Genomic DNA, 1033 nt, shown 5'->3' with positions numbered 1-1033 from the left:
GCGTCTTTAGGCGCAGTTTGGCAACAAGGGGTTATACCCCAAGAGCAAACCACCCGTTGGACGGGTGGTCCTGATTTAGTAAAATATTAGAAAGGGTCATTAAGAATGCTCAAATCGGTTCTAAGTTTGTCCATCTGCTGATATGTATGAATGTATCAAGGTAGATCAGGAGGAGAGGCTTATGAGATGGTTTGGGAAAAAGGGTTCAACCGGCGAGAAACATGAATATCTCAAAAGAGAAGAAGAGGCGGCAAGGATCTATCTGGATATTGAACGGGCTAAAGCGGAATGGGAACGTGCGGTAAGACAGTTCGAGGAAGCGCAGGGGGAAGATGAGATTGATTATGCGATCTTTGTTCTTGAGGCTGCGGAGCGGAAATACCAGATCCACTTAAAGAGGGCTAAACAAGCCGGGGTCAATGGACCTTTAAGAGTGGACAGGGAAATGAGCGTCTGAATAAATCAGGATTTAATCCGGATGGGGGGGGATTTGTATGAAGACGATGATATTGGGCAGCATATTGGTGTTATCGCTGCTTGCGCTCTTCGTTATTTTATTAAAGAAGAAATTAGGCATAGCGTGGCTGACCTCCTTTGGCATCCATCTTGTTTTGTCAGCGGTAGCGATTTACGTCATCAATTATTCGGGGTGGATCACAGGATGGTACATCCCGTTGAATCCCGCAACGATTGGAACTGTGAGTGTTTTGGGACTGCCTGGTATTGGACTTTTGCTTGGATTAAAATTTTCTTTGTTTGGGTAGTTGACTGAGGTGATTCATCTGTGATATATTATATTTCGTTGCTTTGCTTGGAAGGGATAGCAATTTTGAAATGAAATCAGTTCTTGAAAAGAAGAATTGAGAAAAAAAACTTCAAAAAAAGTGCTTGACTGAAACAAACGAAGTATGATATATTATTAAAGTCGCCGCTAACGAAAAGGCGGCAACGAAAATGAAGTTTGATCTTTGAAAACTGAACAACGAGTGAGTAATGCGAGGGTTTTTGGTACATGTCGTATGACTGTATAAAA

General features: G+C 42.3%; 2 protein-coding genes. Both read left to right on the top strand.

Going from position 1 to position 1033, the window contains the following annotated elements; all coding sequences use genetic code 11:
* The first annotated feature begins 181 nt into the window (after nt 1-181).
* Nucleotides 182-457, top strand: coding sequence for a DUF2508 family protein (locus tag RSX24_RS32210; protein ID WP_236421512.1), 276 nt, complete (start codon nt 182-184; stop codon nt 455-457).
* 37 nt (nt 458-494) lie between these two features.
* On the top strand, nt 495-764 hold the full coding sequence (locus tag RSX24_RS32205) for a pro-sigmaK processing inhibitor BofA family protein (protein ID WP_343262909.1): 270 nt from the start codon (nt 495-497) through the stop codon (nt 762-764).
* The last annotated feature ends 269 nt before the right edge of the window (nt 765-1033 follow it).

Origin of the sequence: Paenibacillus hubeiensis (assembly GCF_032334105.1) — a bacterium.
GTDB classification, from domain to species: domain Bacteria; phylum Bacillota; class Bacilli; order Paenibacillales; family Paenibacillaceae; genus Paenibacillus; species Paenibacillus hubeiensis.
Note: the sequence above shows the minus strand (reverse complement) of the source record. Positions and strands in the feature narration are given on the sequence as shown.